This window comes from Microbacterium flavescens, assembly GCF_018588945.1.
Lineage (GTDB): Bacteria > Actinomycetota > Actinomycetes > Actinomycetales > Microbacteriaceae > Microbacterium > Microbacterium flavescens.
This window is the reverse complement of record NZ_JAFIWA010000003.1, coordinates 92969-110414: the sequence shown is the minus strand read 5'-3', so window position 1 is coordinate 110414 and position 17446 is coordinate 92969. Positions and strand designations below refer to the sequence as shown.

Annotated in this window: 19 protein-coding genes; 1 reads left to right on the top strand and 18 read right to left on the bottom strand. The window is 70.7% G+C overall.

Going from position 1 to position 17446, the window contains the following annotated elements; genetic code table 11:
* Positions 1-16 precede the first annotated feature (16 nt).
* The 13 genes from JX005_RS07425 to JX005_RS07365 all read right to left on the bottom strand — a co-directional run bounded on the left by JX005_RS07425 (position 17) and on the right by JX005_RS07365 (position 10525).
* Complete coding sequence (locus JX005_RS07425) at positions 17-1141, bottom strand: hypothetical protein (RefSeq protein WP_214466797.1); 1125 nt, start codon at positions 1139-1141, stop codon at positions 17-19.
* A complete protein-coding gene (locus tag JX005_RS07420; protein WP_214466796.1) occupies positions 1116-1721 on the bottom strand; it encodes an RNA polymerase sigma factor in 606 nt (201 codons plus the stop codon). Before JX005_RS07420 ends, JX005_RS07425 begins: the two co-directional genes overlap by 26 nt.
* A gap of 115 nt (positions 1722-1836) precedes the next feature.
* Complete coding sequence (locus JX005_RS07415) at positions 1837-2358, bottom strand: GNAT family N-acetyltransferase (RefSeq protein ID WP_214467156.1); 522 nt, start codon at positions 2356-2358, stop codon at positions 1837-1839.
* A gap of 88 nt (positions 2359-2446) precedes the next feature.
* Positions 2447-3367: an RluA family pseudouridine synthase gene (locus JX005_RS07410; protein ID WP_214466795.1), complete on the bottom strand. Its 921-nt coding sequence runs from the start codon at positions 3365-3367 to the stop codon at positions 2447-2449.
* A gap of 1 nt (position 3368) precedes the next feature.
* Positions 3369-3965, bottom strand: coding sequence for a signal peptidase II (lspA, locus tag JX005_RS07405; protein ID WP_214466794.1), 597 nt, complete (start codon positions 3963-3965; stop codon positions 3369-3371).
* Between the two features lie 9 nt (positions 3966-3974).
* The gene (locus JX005_RS07400; RefSeq protein ID WP_214466793.1) at positions 3975-4562 is read right to left on the bottom strand and encodes a DivIVA domain-containing protein; all 588 of its coding nucleotides are present in this window, start codon (positions 4560-4562) and stop codon (positions 3975-3977) included.
* 134 nt (positions 4563-4696) lie between these two features.
* Positions 4697-4996, bottom strand: a complete 300-nt coding sequence (locus JX005_RS07395; RefSeq protein WP_127475450.1) for a YggT family protein — start codon at positions 4994-4996, stop codon at positions 4697-4699.
* A gap of 9 nt (positions 4997-5005) precedes the next feature.
* Positions 5006-5467, bottom strand: coding sequence for a cell division protein SepF (locus JX005_RS07390; protein ID WP_214467155.1), 462 nt, complete (start codon positions 5465-5467; stop codon positions 5006-5008).
* Positions 5468-5499: 32 nt separating this feature from the next.
* On the bottom strand, positions 5500-6183 hold the full coding sequence (locus JX005_RS07385) for a YggS family pyridoxal phosphate-dependent enzyme (RefSeq protein WP_214467154.1): 684 nt from the start codon (positions 6181-6183) through the stop codon (positions 5500-5502).
* Between the two features lie 54 nt (positions 6184-6237).
* Positions 6238-7380, bottom strand: coding sequence for a cell division protein FtsZ (ftsZ, locus tag JX005_RS07380; protein WP_191766252.1), 1143 nt, complete (start codon positions 7378-7380; stop codon positions 6238-6240).
* Positions 7381-7548: 168 nt separating this feature from the next.
* The gene (locus tag JX005_RS07375; protein WP_214466792.1) at positions 7549-8556 is read right to left on the bottom strand and encodes an FtsQ-type POTRA domain-containing protein; all 1008 of its coding nucleotides are present in this window, start codon (positions 8554-8556) and stop codon (positions 7549-7551) included.
* Between the two features lie 6 nt (positions 8557-8562).
* A complete protein-coding gene (murC, locus tag JX005_RS07370; RefSeq protein ID WP_214466791.1) occupies positions 8563-9984 on the bottom strand; it encodes a UDP-N-acetylmuramate--L-alanine ligase in 1422 nt (473 codons plus the stop codon).
* A gap of 73 nt (positions 9985-10057) precedes the next feature.
* On the bottom strand, positions 10058-10525 hold the full coding sequence (locus JX005_RS07365; RefSeq protein WP_214466790.1) for a hypothetical protein: 468 nt from the start codon (positions 10523-10525) through the stop codon (positions 10058-10060).
* Between the two features lie 127 nt (positions 10526-10652).
* Here JX005_RS07365 and JX005_RS07360 point away from each other — a divergent pair, with 127 nt between their 5' ends.
* Positions 10653-11024 carry a GntR family transcriptional regulator gene (locus tag JX005_RS07360; protein WP_214466789.1) on the top strand — a complete coding sequence of 124 codons (372 nt, stop codon included), beginning with the start codon at positions 10653-10655 and terminating at the stop codon, positions 11022-11024.
* A gap of 6 nt (positions 11025-11030) precedes the next feature.
* Here JX005_RS07360 and JX005_RS07355 read toward each other — a convergent pair whose 3' ends face one another.
* The 5 genes from JX005_RS07355 to JX005_RS07335 are packed head-to-tail and all read right to left on the bottom strand — an operon-like array spanning position 11031 to position 17438.
* On the bottom strand, positions 11031-12116 hold the full coding sequence (locus JX005_RS07355) for a UDP-N-acetylglucosamine--N-acetylmuramyl-(pentapeptide) pyrophosphoryl-undecaprenol N-acetylglucosamine transferase (RefSeq protein ID WP_214466788.1): 1086 nt from the start codon (positions 12114-12116) through the stop codon (positions 11031-11033).
* Positions 12117-12138: 22 nt separating this feature from the next.
* Complete coding sequence (gene ftsW, locus JX005_RS07350; RefSeq protein ID WP_214466787.1) at positions 12139-13413, bottom strand: putative lipid II flippase FtsW; 1275 nt, start codon at positions 13411-13413, stop codon at positions 12139-12141.
* The gene (murD, locus tag JX005_RS07345; protein WP_214466786.1) at positions 13364-14917 is read right to left on the bottom strand and encodes a UDP-N-acetylmuramoyl-L-alanine--D-glutamate ligase; all 1554 of its coding nucleotides are present in this window, start codon (positions 14915-14917) and stop codon (positions 13364-13366) included. The genes ftsW and murD overlap by 50 nt, the downstream gene beginning before the upstream one ends.
* Positions 14914-16026 carry a phospho-N-acetylmuramoyl-pentapeptide-transferase gene (mraY, locus tag JX005_RS07340; protein WP_214466785.1) on the bottom strand — a complete coding sequence of 371 codons (1113 nt, stop codon included), beginning with the start codon at positions 16024-16026 and terminating at the stop codon, positions 14914-14916. Before mraY ends, murD begins: the two co-directional genes overlap by 4 nt.
* Positions 16023-17438, bottom strand: a complete 1416-nt coding sequence (locus JX005_RS07335; protein ID WP_214466784.1) for a UDP-N-acetylmuramoyl-tripeptide--D-alanyl-D-alanine ligase — start codon at positions 17436-17438, stop codon at positions 16023-16025. The genes mraY and JX005_RS07335 overlap by 4 nt, the downstream gene beginning before the upstream one ends.
* Positions 17439-17446: the final 8 nt, after the last annotated feature.

Genomic DNA, 17446 nt, shown 5'->3' with positions numbered 1-17446 from the left:
GCGGTCGCGCGCGGGGTCAGGGCGCCTCTTCCACCACCGTGATCGCGGTGGTGTACGAGTAGTCCGGAATCGATTCGGGCACCACCCCGGAACCGGGCCCGAGCGTGGTCGACCGCGACGTCACGAGGCCCGTCGTCGTGTCGATGGTCAGCGTCTCGCGACGGCCGCCGGAGAAGACGTACGCGATGGTCGACGTCGACGGGCCGGAAGCGACCATCTCGGCGCCCGGCACCATCCCGAGTGCGCGGAACATCGCCGCTCGCAGCACCGGCGGGGCGGCGTTCATCTCGAGATCCTGGATGAGCATGATCACCACCGCGGCGTCGACCGGCTCGTCAGCGGAGAGGTTCGCCCCTCCGACCCTGTCCCGGTTCCACTGCAGGAGCGCAGCCGGGTCCTCGGGCATCTCTGCGAAGTACGCATCCGACCCGGGGAGCACCTCCCCTTCGAAGGACTCGACCGTTCCGCCCTGCACGCGGTGCACGATCTGCTCGGCGACTCCGCTGTCTCCGAGCCACTGCTCGATCAGCTCATCGGTCGCCGCCCCGAACCGGCCCGTGATCTCGCGCTCCGGCTCGAACACGCGAACCCACTCCCCGGACCTGTCAGCGGGGATGTACTGCACCCACGTCCCCGTCGACACCCAGGCGGCGGTCGCCGTCTCACGGCCGGCGTTGTAGGGGCTCTCCGGGGCGTCCTCCGCGAAGAGGACGAGCTGCTCGATCGTGTGCTCGACCCGCAGGTACCTTCCGTCCGCCATCACCGATCCCGCCGACGAGGCTGCCAGCGCCGCGGCATCCTCCAAGACGTCCTGCGCCGTGGGTGCGGACGGCGTCGGCTCGGAGGGGCTCGGCTCCGGAGCCGGTTCGACGGTGACGACGGGCGTCTGCCGCACGCCGGCGTCGGGTGACGGCTGCACGACCGGCGGGGTCGAGTTCAGCATCGACACGGCGATGGTCGTCGCCGCGGCTCCCGCGAGCACGGCCCCTCCGATTCCGCCGCCGAGCGCCCAGCGGAACCGGCGCTTGCGTGCGCTCTCGCCCGCGATCGCCTGTCGCAGCATCCGCTCCGCTGCTCGTTCGCTCTGCTCGTCGAGCTCGACGTCACGGCCGACTTCACGCACGAGTTCCCACACGTCCATCGATCCCACCTCCCGTGCTGTCCCCGTCGGCTGCGACAGCGCCGACTCCCTCGGTGAGCTTCTGCCGCACGCGATGCAGCCGTGAGCGCACGGTTCCCGTCGGCACTCCGAGTGCCTGCCCGATCTCCTCGTACGTGAGGTTGCCCCAGGCATACAGCAGAAGCGTGTCGCGGTCGCGACGCGGCAGACCGGCGATGAGTGGTGCGAGGAGGCGCACCGAGGCTGCGGCATCCAAGCGCTCGCCGGCCGCGTCCAGCGCACCGTCAGACGACGTAGCGCCGCTTCGCGACTCGGCAGCGAAGGCCCGCCACTGCGCAGCCTCGTCTCGGAAGTGCTTGCCTGCCACGCGAGACGCGATGCCGAGCAGCCACGGACGCGCCGACTCCCAGGTGTCGGTGTCGAACGAGCCCCGCCGGCGGAACGCGATGAGGAACGTCTCGCTGAGGACGTCCTGCGCTGCGTTGCGTCCCACGCGACGGGCGGCGAACGCACCGACCGGCTTGGCGTGACGCACGAAGATCTCGGCGAACTCCGCTGGTCGATCCAGGGAGAGCCGGATGATGTCGGCGTCGTTGGTCACACTGAGTATTGTCCGATTCGCCGTTCCCGGTTCATATGGGGTGCGTGATTCGACGCTCCGCAGGGACTCGGCGAGACCGGCCGGGACCGCGCACCGCGGGAAGCCCTGCTCCGCCTCAGCGCAGGTCGAGCCGCATGAGCACGCGCGGGAAGCCGTTCAGCACCGAGTGGGTGTCGGCGGCCTTGCGGAAGCCGGCCTTCTCGAACAGCTTCTTCGTGCCGACGTACGCCATCGTGAGGTCGACCTTCTCGCCCCGATTGTCGACGGGATAGCCCTCGATCGCGGGGGCACCGTTCTTCTTCGCGAACGTGACGGCGCCGTCGAGCAGCGCATGCGAGATGCCCTCACCGCGATGACCCGGACGCACGCGGATGCACCACACGCTCCAGACGTCGAGGTCGTCGACATGCGGGATCTTGCGGTTGGTTGCGAACGCCGTGTCGGCGCGCGGATGGACGGCGGCCCAGCCGACGACCTCGTCGCCGTCGTAGGCCAGCACTCCGGGCGGGCCTTCCTTCATGAGCTCGCGCACCCGCTCGCCGCGGGCCTCTCGATGGAGCGAGAGGTTCTCCTTGCCCGGCACGCGGTAGCTGAGGCACCAGCAGACATCGGCGTCGGGCCGCTTCGGACCGACCATCGTGCGCACGTCGGCGAACGTCACGGCCGGCACCACCTCGATCGACTTCGTCACCGCATCAGCCTGGCACCGGCCTGCGACACGCGCATCAGTCGCCGCGCAGCACCTCGAGAGCGTGCGCGAGGTCGGCGGGATAGGGCGACTCGAACGAGACCCACTCCCCCGACGACGGGTGGGCGAACGACAGCTGGTGGGCGTGGAGCCACTGGCGGGTGAGCCCCAGCCGTGCGGCGAGCGTCGGGTCGCCCCCATACAGCGGATCACCCACGCACGGGTGCCGATGCGCGGCCATGTGGACGCGGATCTGATGCGTGCGGCCGGTCTCGAGATGGATCTCGAGGAGGGACGCGCGCGGAAACGCCTCGAGCGTCTCGTAGTGCGTGACGGAGTCCTTGCCGTCGGGGATCACCGCGAACTTCCACGAGTGGCTGGGGTGACGGCCGATCGGGGCGTCGATCGTGCCGGCAAGCGGGTCGGGGTGCCCCTGCACGACGGCGTGGTAGATCTTGTCGACCTCGCGCTCCTTGAAGGCGCGCTTGAGCACGGTGTACGCATGCTCCGACTTCGCGACCACCATGAGCCCGCTGGTCCCGACGTCGAGGCGATGCACGACGCCCTGGCGCTCAGCGGCGCCGGTGGTGGCGATCCGATAGCCGCCTGCCGCCAGCGCACCCAGGACGGTTGGGCCCTCCCAGCCGAGCGAGGGGTGAGCGGCCACGCCCGCGGGCTTGTCGACGACCACCATGTCGTCGTCGTCGTAGACGATTCCGAGGTCGGGGACGGCCATGGGAACGACTCGCGGTTCCTCCTTCGGCGCCCAGGAGACGTCGAGCCAGGCGCCGCCGCGCAGCTTGTCGGACTTCGCGAGGGTGCGTCCGTCCATCGTGACGCCACCGGCGTCGGCGACCTCGGCCGCGAACGTGCGCGAGAACCCCAGCATCTTGGCGAGGGCGGCGTCGACCCGCGTGCCGTCCAGGCCGTCGGGGACGGGAAGGCTGCGCGACTCCACGTCAGGCCTTCGGGAGATCGGATGCCGCGGCATCCGCTTCTCCGTCGCCGGCGGCGTCGACGTCATCCTGCGCGGCTGCCTTGCGGGGCTCGCGCGTGCCGTCGAGGTGCAGACCGACGAGGACGAGCAGCGCGACGCCGATCATCATCGAGACGATGAAGATGTCTGCGACGTTGTAGATGGCCGGCATCATCCACGGCGTGTTGATGAAGTCGATGACGTGGCCGACCGGGAAGCCCGGCTCGCGCAGCGCGCGGTCGGTCAGATTGCCCAGGACCCCGCCGAGCAGCAGACCGAGGGCGACAGCCCACAGTCTGGACTTCACGCGCGTGGCGGCGAGCCACACGATCGCGATGGCCACGGCGGCCAGGGCGATGGTGAAGATCCACGTGACGCCCTCGCCGAGCGAGAAGGCGGCGCCGGGATTGCGGACGAGGTAGAAGATCAGGAAGTCGCCGAAGACGGGAACCGGCTGCTCGTAGGGCAGGTTGTCGAGGGCGAGCTGCTTGGTGAACTGGTCGGCGGCCAGCACCACCACCGCGAGAACCGCGATGATGGCGCCGGCCGCCGCCTGGCGAAGGGGAGGCCTGTCTGTCAAAAGGCGGGCCTAGAGGCCGATGGCCGAGACCGGCGTCGAGCCGGACGAGGAGGCCGTGGTCTCGAGGTCGCGGAGCTGGCCTTCGATGTAGCTGCGCAGCTGGGCGCGGTAATCGCGCTCGAAGTTGCGGAGCTCGGAGATGCGAGTCTCGAGCTGTGCGCGCTCGCGGTCGAGCTTGGCGACCTCGTCGCGGCCGCGCGACTCAGCCTCGGACACGATCTGAGCGGCCTGGGACTTCGCATCGGCGATGAGCTGGTCGCGCTGGGCGCGGCCTTCGGCGACGTGCTCGTCGTGCAGGCGCTGCGCGAGCTCGATGATGCCGGCGCTGGCGGCGCCGCTGGGCGCGCCCTCGGCGGCGGCCGGGACCGGGCTCGGCGCCGGAGCGGCGACCGGCTCGGCGGCACGGGCGGGAGCGGGGGCGGAACCCGACTCGTAGGCAGCCAGCTTGGCCTTAAGCTCCTCGTTCTCGGCGAGGGCCTTGCGCCACTCCACGACGATCTCGTCGAGGAAGTCGTCGACCTCATCGGGGTCGAAGCCCTCCTTGAAGCGGACGTGCTGGAACTGCTTGGTGACGACGTCATCGGGGGTCAATGCCATGGTGATTCCTCTTTCGAGCGCTCCGGTCGCTGGCCGATGTCGGGGACGACCCGCCGACGGCTGGTCGTATCCAGCAAGCATAGTCGCGGGTCCTGGGAGTGTCGAAGCACTCGGCGTGCACCGCGATCCGATCGTCAGCTCGCGATGGCGCGGGTGACGCTCAGCAGGATGAAGCACAGCAGCATCGTCAGGGCGAAGCCGAAATCGATGGCGATCGCGCCGACCCGCAGCGGAGGAATGAACCTGCGGAACAGCTTGATCGGCGGGTCTGTGAGCGTGTAGACGATCTCAGCGGCAACCAGTCCCGCACCCTTCGGGCGCCACTCGCGATTGAAGAACGGGATCCAATCGATGATCAGCCGCGCGAGCAACAGAAAGACATAGAGGAGCAGTGCCAGATTCAGGATCGAGGCGATGAGTTGGACGACGGCCACGGATCCAGACTACGGCTGCGAGAACGGAACGGATTCCGCGTCGGCCTGAGCCACCGCGCCGTCACCGGACACCGCGACGTTCTCGGGCGAGAGCAGGAAGACCTTGCTCGTCACGCGCTCGATGCGCCCGTACAGGCCCAGCGAGAGCCCGCTCGCGAAGTCGATGAGGCGGCGCGCGTCGGCGTCGCTCATCTGCGACAGGTTGATGATGACCGGGATCCCGTCACGGAAGTTCTCGGCGATCACCTGCGCGTCGCGGTACTGCTTCGGGTGCACCGTGAGGATCTCGTTGATCGCGGACGGCGTCGGCTGGCGCACGACGGCAGGGCGGTGCAGCGGCGTGACGGGCGCAGTCTTCTCCACGATCGCCTCCGGCTTGCGGTTCCGCGGCTGCGGAGCCGGCTCGTCGTAGACCTCTTCCTCGTCGGCGAGGCCCAGGTACACCATGGTCTTCTTGAGCGGGTTCGACATCGCATCCTCCGTAGTGCTCATCTGTTCTGAGGTTAACCGTGCGGGGGCCGTGGGCCCGTGATTGCCGAGCCGATCCGCAGGTGTGTCGCGCCCGCGGCGATCGCCTCGGCGAAGTCCGCCGTCATTCCGGCGGAGATCCAATCGGCGTTCGGGACGACAGACCGGACGGTGTCGGCGAGCCCCGGAAGCTGCGCGAAGGCGGCTTCGGGCGCCACGTCCAGCGGTGCAACCGCCATGATGCCGCGCACGCGCAGGCTCGGCAGGGCAGCGGCGTGGCCGGCCAGGGCTTCGAGCTCGGCCGGCTGGACCCCGCCCCGGCCCGGGTCGTCGGTGAGGTTGACCTGCAGCAGCACGTCGAGCACCGCAGACCCCGGCTCCGCCGCCGCGTGGAGGGCATCGGCCAGCCTCGCGCGGTCCAGAGAGTGGACAGCGGATGCCGCGGCCCGGATCGCCCGCGCCTTCTTGGTCTGCGCCTGCCCGATGAAGTGCCAGCGCAGACCCTCGAGGTCGCCGACCTCGGCGACCTTGGCCGAGAACTCCTGCTGGCGGTTCTCGCCCACGTCGCGCACTCCCAGCCGGTGGAGGTCGTGGACGAGCGACGCCGGATGGAACTTCGTCACGACGATGCGCGTGAGCGCGGCCGGGTCTCGCCCGGCCGCGCGCGCGGCATCCGCTATGCGCCCGTCGACGTCGGCGAGACGATCGGCGAGTGCAATCGCGAGCTCAGGGGTGTCTGGCACGGCGTGTCGGTCTCTGAGCTCGCGGCCGGCTTACTTGAGGAAGTCGGGGATATCGAGGTCGTCGTCGCCGAACGCCGAGTCGAACGACGACTCGGGCAGCGCGGCGCCGACCGACACGGGCTCCGCCTCGCGCTCCTGCGCCGCCGCCTCGTCGGCAGGAAGCGCCGGCACAGCGGGCGTCGTGACGATGCGCGAGGCCGTGATGGGCTCGATGCGCTGCTGCGGCTCGCCGCCGTCGAAGCCCGCTGCGATGACGGTCACGCGCACCTCATCGCCGAGCGTGTCGTCGATGACCGTTCCGAAGATGATGTTCGCCTCCGGGTGCGCAGCCTCCTTGACCAGCTGCGCGGCGTCGTTGATCTCGAAGATGCCGAGATTCGAACCGCCCTGGATCGACAGCAGCACGCCGTGCGCACCCTCGATCGACGCCTCGAGCAGCGGCGATTCGACGGCGAGCTCGGCTGCCTTGATCGCCCGATCAGCGCCGCGCGCCGAGCCGATGCCCATGAGGGCGGACCCCGCCCCCTGCATGACCGACTTGACGTCGGCGAAGTCGAGGTTGATGAGACCGGGCGTGGTGATGAGGTCGGTGATGCCCTGCACGCCGGCGAGGAGCACCTGGTCGGCCGTCGCGAACGCCTCGATCATCGAGATGCCGCGGTCGCTGATCTCGAGGAGACGGTCATTGGGCACCACGATGAGGGTGTCGACCTCTTCCTTCAGCTTGCCGACTCCGGTCTCGGCCTGCTGCTGGCGACGGCGTCCTTCGAACGAGAAGGGCTTGGTGACGACACCGATGGTGAGCGCCCCGATCGACTTGGCGATCTTCGCCACGACGGGCGCGCCGCCCGTGCCCGTGCCGCCGCCCTCTCCGGCGGTCACGAAGACCATGTCGGCGCCGCGCAGGGCCTCTTCGATCTCCTCCGCGTGATCCTCCGCTGCGCGCCGCCCGACCTCGGGATCGGCGCCGGCGCCGAGTCCGCGAGTGAGCTCGCGACCGACGTCGAGCTTGACGTCGGCGTCGCTCATGAGCAGCGCCTGGGCGTCGGTGTTGATCGCGATGAACTCGACGCCTCGCAGGCCGAGCTCGATCATGCGGTTGACGGCGTTGACGCCGCCTCCGCCGACCCCGACCACCTTGATGACGGCGAGGTAGTTCTGGTTCTGGCTCATGCCGGCCTCCGTAGCCCTGGACCTGTCGAAACCTTCAACCTCTAGTAGAGGTATAAAGAATTGCCCGGTATGCAATTCCTGACTTGAAGGTATGCGGATGCCGCCGCCCCGCGGGTACCGGGGTGGGCGTGTCGCGACATCCCCTCCGAGAACGGAGGCGTCGGAGGCTCAGCGGATGACGATAGCCGTGGGGGACGACACGTCGTAGAGGCTGACGCCGGCCGGAGGACGGGACACCATCGCCTGGGAGAGGGTCAGCGCCTTCATGGCCGAGTCCTCGGCGCTCCCCCAGACGACCGTCGTGTTCGTCCCGCCGAGCTCGAGCGTCACGTCGTCGGGGGTCGACGCCGAGACACCGGTGACCTGCGACCGGATGGCGTCGGGGAGCGACTGCATGATGCGTCCGGCGGCGACGAACGCGTCGGACGCGACGCCGCCGCGGATCTCCAGGATCGGCATGCCGGCCGGTGCCGATGGAGAGGTCGACAGCGCGACGCCGGCCGCGTCGACCAGCGTGAAGCCCGCCGCGGTGTCGATGACGCCGATCGGCACGCGCTCGACGATCCGCACCACGAGCTCGTGAGGCGGGCGCGCCTCGAGCGTGTACGACTGCACGAGCGGGAAGGTGATCAGCGCGGCCTTCACCGCACTCTCGTCGACAAGCGGCAGCGGCGTGCCGCGCTGACCGTCGAGCGCGGCGCGCACCTCGGCCTCGTCGAGCTGCTGCGCGCCGACCACGGTGATCGTCTCCACCGCGAACAGCGGACTGTACGCGGCGCCGATCGTCGCCAGGGCGAGCACGAGCAGGGATGCCGTGACGCCGATCCAGACTGCGCGACGGCGTCGCTGCCGAGCCGTGAAGCGGCGCACCTCGGCGCGCAGGGCCTTCCGGCGTGCGCGAGCGGCTCGCCACACCTCGCGCAGGCCCACCGCCTCATCGGCGAACGACTCGCCGGGCGCAGCCGAGGCGCCGGGCATCGTGGGCAGGGCGTCCGGAGCATGTCGCTGCGCGCCGTCGAAGGTCTCGGGAGTCCCGAGCGGGATGACCGGCGCCGCGTCGCGCTCGTCCGGCTCGGTGCCCGGGTCCTCCGCCTCCGGAGCCGCGGGGCGCTCCGCCGGCGTGGCGCGCTTCGCCTCGCCGCTCGCAGGCGGCGGCAGCGGCGATGGCCGGCGCATCCGGTCCTACTCCCCCGGGTTCGCGTCGGCGGTGCCCGACCGCTCGAGGGCCTCGAGCACCTGCGGGATGATGAGGTTCACGTTGCCGCAGCCGAGCGTGATGACGTAGTCGCCGTCGCGCGCGACGGACGCGGTGTAGTCCGCCGCCTCCTGCCAGTCCGGCACGTACTGCACGTGGCCGGGGTCGGCGAAGGCGCCGCTCACGAGGGCACCGGTGACACCCGGCACGGGGTCCTCCCGGGCGCCGTACACGTCGAGCATCACGGTGTGGTCGGCGTGGGTCTCGAGCACCTCGGCGAACTCGCGGTACATCTCCTGCGTGCGCGAGTACGTGTGCGGCTGCTGGATGGCGATGATGCGGCCGTCGCCCACGACCGTGCGCGCGGCCGCCAGTGCCGCGGCGACCTCCGTCGGGTGGTGGGCGTAGTCGTCGTACACGCTGACGCCGCGCAGGGTGCCGTGCAGCTCGAAGCGCCGCACCGTGCCGGCGAACTCCTCCACCGCGCGGACCGCGGGTTCGAGGTCGAAGCCCAGGGTCAGCAGCACGGCGACGGCGCCTGCGGCGTTGATGGCGTTGTGCGCGCCGGGAACCGGCAGCCCGGCCGCGACGGTCGCCCCGCCGTGGCTGATCGTGAACGACACCGGCCCGTCGGTGCGGATGTCGGCGACGCGGACGATCGCGTCGTCGGCCTCGCCGAAGGTCACGACGCGGTCATGCGTGAGGCGCTCGGTCACGAGGCGGGCGCCCGCGTCGTCGGACGAGATCACCACGGCCTCCCGAGCCTCGTTGCCGAAGCGGGCGAACGCGTCGTAGAACGCCTCGGCCGAGCCCCAGTGGTCGAGGTGATCGGGATCGACGTTCGTGATGAGCGCGACGGACGTGTCGTAGAGCAGGAACGTGCCGTCGGACTCATCGGCCTCGATCACGAAGAGGTCATCCGAGCCGCTGCCGCTCGAGACGCCGAGCTGGGCGATGACGCCCCCGTTGACGAACGTCGGGTCGGCGCCGAGGGCGCGCAGCGCGGTCACGATCATGCCCGTGGAGGTCGTCTTGCCGTGGGCGCCGGCGACGGAGACGAGTCGGCGTCCGCCGATGAGCCAGTACAGCGCCTGCGACCGGTGGATCACGTGGAGACCGCGCTCCTTCGCCAGCACGAACTCGGGGTTCTCGGGCCAGATGGCACCGGTGTGCACGACGGTGTCGACGTCGTCGCCCAGGTTCGCTGCGTCGTGCCCCACATGCACCGTGGCGCCGAGGGCGGCCAGTTCCTGCAGGCCCTTGCTGTCGGCCCTGTCCGAACCCGAGACGCGGATGCCGCGCTCGAGGAACATGCGGGCGAGGCCCGACATGCCGGAGCCGCCGATGCCGATGAAGTGGGCGGCCTCGATGTTCTCGGGGATGGGCAGGGTGAGGTCGGGTCTGATCATGACCTGTCAATCCTAAGTTGGGGGACGGATGCCGCGCCCCCGGCGCGCCCGTCCGGCAGCGCTCACCGCGCACTCAGTCCATCGCCGGAGCGCAGCCCCCGTACTCGCCGATCGTCGTCGCGTCCTCGCACACCTCGTGTGCCCAGCCGCCGCCGAAGGCGTCCTGCGTCATGTCGGTGAAGACCTCGACACCGCCGGCCGGAAGCGCTCGGTAGTAGGTCACGATGGGATCGCCCTCGACCGTCGGCATGGTCACGACCAGTTCGGCGCCCTGGTCACCGGCATCCGCCAGACAGTCGATGGCGTCCTGCGGGATCCCCTCGCCCTGGCCGAGGTCGACGCTGCCGCACGAGGGCAGCGCCGCGCGGCCGGTGAAGGCGTCGGGCGCGTGCAGCTCGGTCCGTGCGCTGGGCGCCTGCCGACCTTCGAGGCTCGGAGTGCCGCCGGGTGTGCCGCCCCCGGTGGAGCAGGCGGTCAGCGCGACGGCGAGGAGCAGGATCCCTCCTACGACGATCGGGCGTGAGCGGACCCTCTCGGACATGACACCTCCCGGATTCGATCGACCGCACGCGGTCGCTGATGGGTGAGTGTCCACCGCGCGACGATCGTCTCGCACCACGGCCGCGCTAGCGTGAGGGACGCCGAGCAGCACCTGCAGGAGGTCCCGCATGATCACCATCGACCCCGCCTCGCCCATCGCGCCGTTCGAGCAGCTGCGCGGCGGACTGCTCGAGGCGATATCGTCCGGCGAGCTCGCCGCAGGTCAGCGCCTGCCTACCGTGCGCCGCCTGGCCGAAGACCTCGGCGTGGCGCCCGGAACCGTCGCCCGCGCGTACCGCGAGCTCGAGGCATCCGGGGTCATCGAGACCCGCGGGCGCAACGGAACGTTCGTGTCGTTCGCCGGCGACCCGGCTCACCGGGCGGCGCAGCAGGCGGCGACGGCGTTCGCCGAGCAGATCCGCACTCTGCGGATCGACCCCGAGGAAGCTCTCGCCCTCGTCGCGGCGGCGCTGCGCGGCGGCGGTCCCGGCGTCGCCTGACGAAGATCAGCGCCCGAGCGACTCGTCGATCAAGGTCACGACGTTCTCGGTGCCCGTGCGGGTGCCGACGGATGCCGCGGCCTCGGCCATGGCCGCCCGGCGAGGCTCGTCGGCCAGGAGCGGCACGACCTCGGCACGCACACGGTCGCCGGTGAACTCCGCGTCGGCGATGAGGACCGCCGCGCCCGCCCGAACCGCGGACGCGGCGTTGAGCGCCTGCTCGCCGTTGCCGACGGCGTACGGCACGTACACGGCCGGGATGCCCAGCGCGCTGATCTCGCTGACGGTGGCGGCGCCGGCCCGCGACACGATGAAGTCGGCCAGAGCGAAGGCGAGATCCATGCGGTCGACGTAGCGCTGCACCGCGTAGCCCTGCGCTCCGGGGTCGGAGAGCGTGGAGCGCTCCCCCGTCACGTGCAGCAGCTGCCACCCCGCTGCGACGACATCGCGCCAGGCTGCCCCGTGGCCCTCGCCGAAGGCCGCGTTGAGGCGCTGCGCGCCGAGCGAGCCGCCGAACACCAGCAGCACGGGGCGCGCGGAGTCGAGCCCGAAGTGGGCGGCCGCCTCGGCGCGCAGGCCGGCTCGATCGAGCTCCACGATCTCGCGCCGAAGCGGCATCCCCACGACGCGCGACCGCTTGAGCGGCGTGCCTTCGAAGGCGACGCCGACGCGGGCCGCGCTGCGCGCACCGAGGACGTTCGCCAGGCCGGGGCGCGCATTCGCCTCGTGCACCACGAAGGGCACGCGTGCGCGCCGCGCGGCGACGTATGCCGGTGCCGAGGCGTAGCCGCCGAAGCCGACGACCACGTCGACGCCGCGCGCGGCGATGTGCGAGCGGACCTGGCCGACGGCCCGAGGGAACTGCACCGGGAACGCCGCGGCGGCGCGATCGGGGCGGCGCGGGAAGGGCACCTTGTCGACGAACAGCAGCTCATAGCCGCGCGCCGGCACCAGCCGCGCCTCGAGCCCCTCGCGCGTGCCGAGGACGAGCACCTCGTCGTCGGGCTCGCGCTCGCGGAGGGCGTCGGCCACGGCGAGCAGCGGGTTGACGTGGCCGGCGGTGCCGCCGCCGGCCAGGAGGTACGTCGTCACCGTGCGAGTTTACCCAGCGCGCTCAGCGCGCCGCGCCGGCCTGCCGGTGCGCGCGTGCGGCGCGGGCCTGCTGGATCGCCGCCTCGCGCTTCGCGACCGCTGCCGGCAGCGTCCGCGCGAACGACAGCAGCACGCCGGACGCGACGAGCACCGAGACGAGCGACGTGCCGCCCTGCGACATGAACGGCAGCGGCACGCCGAGCACCGGGAACACACGGAGCACGACGCCGATGTTGATGAGCGCCTGGCCGACGATCCAGACCGTGATCGCCCCGGCGACGATGCGCACGAAGGGGTCGTCCGTCTTGCGGATCACGTGGAACGCCCCGACCGCGTAGAGCGCGAAGAGGGAGAGCACGACGGCGCAGCCGATCAGGCCGACCTCCTCGCCGACGATCGCGAAGATGTAGTCGTTCGCGGCGGCCGGGAGCCAGTCGTACTTCTCGCGCGAGTTGCCGAGCCCCAGGCCGAAGATGCCGCCGTTCGCGAGACCCCAGATGCCGTGCAGCGGCTGGTAGCACGAGTCGAGGTAGTCGGCGATGCAGTTCTGGTCGAGGAAGCTCATGATGCGCCGCATGCGGTTCGGGCTCGTGACGGCGAACACCGCCATGCCCGCGATCGCGAGGATCAGCGGGATCACGAAGAGGCGCAGCTTCACGTTCGAGAAGAACAGGGCGCCCAGGAGGATCAGCACGAGGACGATCACGGTGCCGAGGTCGTGCCCGGCGAGCACCGTCGCGAACACGGCGATCGACACCGGCACGATCGGGATGAACACGTGCTGCCACTTGCTCAGCAGCGTCTGCTTGCGGAACAGGATGAAGCCCAGCCACAGCGCGAGCGCCAGCTTGAGGAACTCCGACGGCTGCGCTTGCAGACCGCCGATGTTGATCCAGTTGCGGTTGCCGTCGTTGTCGACGCCGAGGGGCGTGAAGACCAGGAGCTGGAAAGCCGTGGCGAAGATGAGCGCCGGCCAGGCGATGCGCTTCCAGAACGAGATCGGCAGCCGGCTCGCGATGAACATCAGCGGCACGCCGATCGCGGCGAACAGCGCCTGCTTGAGCACCGCCTCGTACGGCGGCAGGCCGGCTGCTGTCGCCACGGCAGAGGTGGCCGACAGGATCATGACGAGCCCGAAGAAGGTGAGCAGCAGCGCCGTCGACGAGATCAGCAGGAACTCGCTGGGCACCGGCGCGAACACGCGCCCCAGCGACACCCGGGCGGCGAGCCCGCCGCGAGCCGAGGGGTCAGGCGGCGTCGTCGGGGTCGGCCGGGTCCGCGACTGCGTCGTGCTCATCGCCGGCCCCCGTTCCGATCCGATCCCTCACCGCGGCTGCGAAGCGCCGGCCGCGGTCCGCGTACGACGCGAACTGGTCGAAGGACGCCGCGGCGGGGGCGAGCAGCACGACGTCCCCGTCACGCGCGATCCCGGCCGCCAGTTCGACGACCCGCGTCATGACCTCTTCAGTCTCGACGCCCTCGACCTCCCAGACGGGCACCGCCGGCGCGTGTCGCTCGAACGCGGCCACGATGGCGGTGCGGTCGCTCCCGATCACGATCGCGGCTTTCGCGCCGATCCCCCGCGAGGCGACCAGGTCGGCGATGTCGACGCCCTTGAGAAGCCCGCCGACGACCCAGACCGCGCCCGGGTAGGCCGTGAGCGACGACGCGGCGGCATGCGGATTGGTCGCCTTCGAGTCGTCGACCCAGGTCACGCCTTCGTGCCGGGCGACGACCTCGATGCGGTGAGGGTCGAGCCGGAACTCGCGGAGGGCGTCGCGGATGTCGGCCGGCGCGATGTCGAGCGAGCGCGCGAGGGCCGCGGCCGCGAGGATGTTGGACGCGACGTGCGGGGCGGCGAGCCCGAGCTCGGCGAGCTCCGACACGGTGGTGAGTTCGAGCGCGCTGGTGCGGCGGTCCTCGAGGAACGCCCGGTCGACGAGGATGCCGTCCACCACGCCCAGATCGCTGGGTCCGGGCACGCCCAGGTCGAAGCCGATGGCGCGTGCACCCTCGACCACGTCGGCGTCCTCCACCATGGCGCGGGTCGCGGCATCCGCTTTGTTGTAGACGCACGCGACGCGCGTGTTGTCGTACACGTGCGCCTTCGCCTCGCGGTAGGCCTCGAACGAGCCGTGCCACTCCAGGTGGTCGTCGGCGAGGTTGAGGCAGACGGCGGCGTGGGGCGAGAGCGGCTCGGGGCCGTCCTGCAGCCCGAGGTACCAGAGCTGGTGACTCGACAGCTCGACCACGAGGGCGTCGAAGCCGCTCGGGTCGCGCACCGCGTCGAGCACCGGAGTGCCGATGTTGCCCACGGGCGCGGCGCGGAGTCCGCCCGCGACGAGCATCGAGGCGGCCAGCCGGACGGTCGTGGTCTTCCCGTTCGTGCCGGTCACGAGCACCCAGTCGGCGGGCGTGCCGTCGGGCCGCGTCACCTTGTCGCGCACGCGCCAGGCGAGCTCGATGTCACCCCACAGCGCGATGCCCGACTCGCATGCCCAGACGATGAGCGGATGCCCCGGCGCGAAGCCGGGCGAGGCGACGACGACCTCGGGCGCGAAGTCAGCGAGCTCCTGCGGCACCGTGTCGAGCGGCCCTGTCCACAGCCGGGCGCCGATCACCGGGACCAGGCGCGCGTACTCCTCGTCGGCCTTCTCGCTGACGACGAGCATCTCCGCACCGAGCTCGGCGAGCGTGTCCGCGACGGAGAAGCCGGTGACCGAGAGGCCCAGCACCGCGACGCGCAGACCCTTCCAGTCGGCGTACCAGCTCGTGAGGGCGTGGAGCCGGTTCGAAGTCATGTGCGGGAGAGCCATTCGACGTAGAAGAATCCGATGCCCGAGACGGCGAGCAGGCCGGCGATGATCCACATGCGCACGACGATCGTTACCTCCGACCAGCCGCGCAGCTCGAGGTGGTGGTGGAACGGGCTCATGAGGAACAGGCGTTTGCCACGCGTGACCTTGAAGTACAGGCGCTGGAGGATGACCGACCCGGGCCCGATGATGAAGACGCCGGCCACGAGCACGGCCAGCAGCTCGGTGCGGGTGAGGATGGCCATGGCGGCGATCACGCCGCCGATCGCCATCGATCCGACATCGCCCATGAAGACCTTCGCCTTCGGGGCGTTCCACCAGAGGAAGCCGACCAGGGCGCCGACGAAGGCAGCCGACACGATGGCGAGATCGAACGGGTCGCGGGTCGGATAGCAGGCCGTCTTGGCGGCCTCCGACAGTCCGTCGCCGCCCCAGCACGCCTGGTTGAACTGCCAGAACGCGATCAGGCTGTACGCGCCCGTCACGAAGATGCCGGCTCCGGCGGCCATGCCGTCGAGTCCGTCGGTGACGTTCACGCTGTTCGAGAAGGCCACGCCGATGAAGGTCACCCACGCGAGGTAGAGGATCCAGCCGGCGATGAGCCCGAACGTCATGAAGCCGAGCACGGGCACGTCGCGGAAGATCGAGACGTAGGGGGACGCCGGCGTCTCGTCGAACCCGTTCGGGAAGTTCAGCGCGACGATGCCGAACGGCACGGTCACGATCACCTGGCCGACGATCTTGCGCCAGCCGCTGAGGCCCATGAAGCGCTGCTGGCGCACCTTCATGTAGTCGTCGATGAAGCCGACCGCACCGAGCCCGACCATCATCCAGATCACGAGCAGACCCGAGATGGTCGGCGGGTTGTTGCCGACCACGCCTCCGACGAGGTAGCCGACGATCGTGCCGACGATGAAGATCGTGCCGCCCATGGTGGGCGTGCCGCGCTTCGCCTTGTGGTTGGGGTTGCGGATGTCTTCGGGCGTGCGGATCACCTGTCCCCAGCCCCACTTGCGGAAGAGCCGCAGGAAGACGGGGGTGAGGAAGAGCGTGAAGGCCAGCGAGATCGCGGCTGCAGTCAGGAGTGATCTCACGAGAACGATTCTCCCAGACGATCGCCGAGGAACCGCAGACCCGCCGAGTTGGACGACTTCACCAGCACGCGGTCGCCGTCGCGCAGCTCGCCCAGCAGGTACTCGAACGCCTCGTCGGCGGTGGCGAAGAACACCGCCTCCGCGTCCCACGAGCCCTGCGCGACGGCTTCGAGGTACATGCGGCGGGCGTCCTGACCCACCACGACGATCCGCTTGATGCCCAGGCGCACGGCGAGGAGCCCGACGCGGTCGTGCTCCTCCTCGGCGTGCTCGCCGAGCTCGCTCATGGCTCCGAGCACCGCGACCGTGCGCTCGTCGGGGCCGGTGATCTGCGCGAGCGTGCGCAATGCAGCGGCCATGGAGTCGGGGCTGGCGTTGTAGGCGTCGTTGATGATGCGCACGCGCTCGGACCCGAGCGGCTGCATGCGCCAGCGCTCGGCGATCTCGACCGTCTCGAGCCGCTCGATGCAGTCCTGCAGCGATACACCCAGCGCCGTGGCGGCTGCGATCGCGGCCAGCGCGTTCATCACGTGGTGCTCTCCGAGGACCCGCAGTCGCAGCGGTGCGCCCACGCCGTCGGCCGTGACGACGAAGGAGGTTCCGGATGCTGTCACCACGACGTCATCCGCACGAACCTGCGCGTCGGGGCCGCGGCCGAACCAGCGCGCCTCGACGCCGCGCTCCGCAGCGATCTGCGCCATGGCCGCCACGCGGGCGTCGTCTGCGTTGAGGACCGCGAGCCCGCCGGGGCGGATCGAGCGCACGAGCTCGGACTTCGCCAGGAAGGTCGCCTCGATGCCGCCGAAGCCGCCGGCGTGGGCCATGCCGACCATCAGCACGATGCCGATGTCGGGCTCGACGAGGCCGGCGAGCCGGGCGATCTCGCCGGGGGCGCTCGCCCCGAACTCGCTCACCAGGTACTTCGTGTCCTGGGTCACGCGCAGCATCGTCAGCGGGGCGCCGACCTCGTTGTTGAACGACGCCTTGGGCGAGACGGTCTCGCCCTCGCCCTCCAGGATCCGCGCGAGGAGGTTCTTCGTGGTCGTCTTGCCGTTGGACCCGGTGATGCCCACCGCGCGCAGGGCGCCGCCGTCGCGTACCCGTGCGACCACCGTGCGCGCGAGGTCGGCCAGCGCGTCCACCGCCGAGGGCACCACGATCTGGGTCACGGTCGGCCCCTCGACCGGGTGCTCGACGATCGCGACCGAGGCGCCCGCCTCGGCTGCCGCGGCGACGAAGAGATGCCCGTCGGTCTCTTCGCCGGGCTTGGCGACGAAGACGTCGCCGGGTCCGATGAGACGAGAGTCGGTGTCGACGGTTCCCGACACGACGGTCTCGGGCGAGTCGCCTGCCGCCAGGAGGGCCTCGCCTCGGACGGCGCGGGCGAGCTGGGCGATGGTGAGGGGGATCATGTGGTCTC

Bases quoted from the DNA above. Each gene is read 5' to 3' on its own strand.
- ftsZ (WP_191766252.1), bottom strand. From the start codon at position 7,380: ATGAGCCAGAACCAGAACTACCTCGCCGTCATCAAGGTGGTCGGGGTC.
- JX005_RS07390 (WP_214467155.1), bottom strand. From the start codon at position 5,467: ATGTCGAACCCGCTCAAGAAGACCATGGTGTACCTGGGCCTCGCCGAC.
- murC (WP_214466791.1), bottom strand. From the start codon at position 9,984: ATGATCAGACCCGACCTCACCCTGCCCATCCCCGAGAACATCGAGGCC.
- JX005_RS07360 (WP_214466789.1), top strand. From the start codon at position 10,653: ATGATCACCATCGACCCCGCCTCGCCCATCGCGCCGTTCGAGCAGCTG.
- JX005_RS07425 (WP_214466797.1), bottom strand. From the start codon at position 1,141: ATGGACGTGTGGGAACTCGTGCGTGAAGTCGGCCGTGACGTCGAGCTC.
- murD (WP_214466786.1), bottom strand. From the start codon at position 14,917: ATGACTTCGAACCGGCTCCACGCCCTCACGAGCTGGTACGCCGACTGG.
- ftsW (WP_214466787.1), bottom strand. From the start codon at position 13,413: ATGAGCACGACGCAGTCGCGGACCCGGCCGACCCCGACGACGCCGCCT.
- JX005_RS07415 (WP_214467156.1), bottom strand. From the start codon at position 2,358: ATGGTCGGTCCGAAGCGGCCCGACGCCGATGTCTGCTGGTGCCTCAGC.
- JX005_RS07400 (WP_214466793.1), bottom strand. From the start codon at position 4,562: ATGGCATTGACCCCCGATGACGTCGTCACCAAGCAGTTCCAGCACGTC.
- JX005_RS07335 (WP_214466784.1), bottom strand. From the start codon at position 17,438: ATGATCCCCCTCACCATCGCCCAGCTCGCCCGCGCCGTCCGAGGCGAG.
- JX005_RS07365 (WP_214466790.1), bottom strand. From the start codon at position 10,525: ATGTCCGAGAGGGTCCGCTCACGCCCGATCGTCGTAGGAGGGATCCTG.
- JX005_RS07375 (WP_214466792.1), bottom strand. From the start codon at position 8,556: ATGCGCCGGCCATCGCCGCTGCCGCCGCCTGCGAGCGGCGAGGCGAAG.